Here is a 1,641-nt window from a genome sequence, read left to right as displayed (position 1 = left end):
AGGGTGAGAGTCGACAGATACCGCGTATGCGGGAATCGGGTGATCCTCAGCTGCCAAGAAAAGCCTCGACGCGAGGTTCTAGCCGCCCGTACCCCAAACCGACTCAGGTGGTCAGGTAGAGAATACTAAGGCGATCGAGAGAATCGTGGTTAAGGAACTCGGCAAAATGCCCCCGTAACTTCGGGAGAAGGGGGGCCTGATCCGTGAACCCACTTGCTGGGGGAAGCGGTGAGGGCCGCAGAGACCAGGGAGAAGCGACTGTTTACTAAAAACACAGGTCCGTGCGAAGTCGCAAGACGATGTATACGGACTGACGCCTGCCCGGTGCTGGAAGGTTAAGAGGACGGGTCAGCTTCGGCGAAGCCCAGAATTTAAGCCCCAGTAAACGGCGGTGGTAACTATAACCATCCTAAGGTAGCGAAATTCCTTGTCGGGTAAGTTCCGACCTGCACGAATGGCGTAACGACTTCTCCGCTGTCTCGACCACGAACTCGGCGAAATTGCACTACGAGTAAAGATGCTCGTTACGCGCAGCAGGACGGAAAGACCCCGGGACCTTTACTACAGCTTGGTATTGGTGTTCGGTGCGGTTTGTGTAGGATAGGTGGGAGACTACGAAACCGGCGCGCCAGCGCCGGTGGAGTCGCCGTTGAAATACCACTCTGACCGCATCGACCATCTAACCTCGGTCCGTGATCCGGACCAGGGACAGTGCCTGGTGGGTAGTTTAACTGGGGCGGTTGCCTCCCAAAAAGTAACGGAGGCGCTCAAAGGTTCCCTCAGCCTGGTTGGCAATCAGGTGTCGAGTGCAAGTGCACAAGGGAGCTTGACTGTGAGACCGACAGGTCGAGCAGGGACGAAAGTCGGAACTAGTGATCCGGCGGTGGCTCGTGGAAGCGCCGTCGCTCAACGGATAAAAGGTACCCCGGGGATAACAGGCTGATCTTCCCCAAGAGTCCATATCGACGGGATGGTTTGGCACCTCGATGTCGGCTCGTCGCATCCTGGGGCTGGAGTAGGTCCCAAGGGTTGGGCTGTTCGCCCATTAAAGCGGCACGCGAGCTGGGTTTAGAACGTCGTGAGACAGTTCGGTCCCTATCCGCTGCGCGCGCAGGAAACTTGAGAAGGGCTGTCCCTAGTACGAGAGGACCGGGACGGACGAACCTCTGGTATGCCAGTTGTTCCGCCAGGAGCACCGCTGGTTCGCTACGTTCGGGAGGGATAACCGCTGAAAGCATCTAAGCGGGAAGCCTGCTTCAAGATGAGGTTTCCAACAGGCCAGTCCTGTGAAGGCACCCAGCTAGACCACTGGGTAGATAGGCCGGAAGTGGAAGACAGGACCAACGACTGTCGCAGCTGACCGGTACTAATCAGCCGACAACTTCCATACACATACACTGCTATGCACGCGTCCACTGTGCGGTTCCCGAGAAACGGGCACCACCCCCACCACCCCCCGACCAGGGTGGACCACGGGGAACCCGAACAACTCGACAGCGTTACGGCGGTCACAGCGAAGGGGAAACGCCCGGTCCCATACCGAACCCGGAAGCTCAGCCCTTCAGCGCCGATGGTACTGCCCTGGAGACGGGGTGGGAGAGTAGGACGCCGCCGGACACCCTTCACAGCAGGCCCCCCACC

Annotated in this window: 2 rRNA genes (1 of these 2 only partly in view); both read left to right on the top strand. The window is 58.7% G+C overall.

Features of this window, described 5'->3' with window-relative positions:
- A 23S ribosomal RNA gene (locus Q6347_RS15050) occupies nt 1-1,390 on the top strand; it begins 1,821 nt to the left of the window's first position.
- A 110-nt stretch (nt 1,391-1,500) separates the two neighbouring features.
- Nucleotides 1,501-1,617: ribosomal RNA gene (gene rrf / locus Q6347_RS15045) — 5S ribosomal RNA — on the top strand.
- Nucleotides 1,618-1,641: the final 24 nt, after the last annotated feature.

This window comes from Isoptericola sp. b408 (assembly GCF_030588085.1).
Classification (GTDB): domain Bacteria; phylum Actinomycetota; class Actinomycetes; order Actinomycetales; family Cellulomonadaceae; genus Isoptericola; species Isoptericola sediminis.
This window is presented reverse-complemented; position numbering and strand designations above follow the sequence as displayed.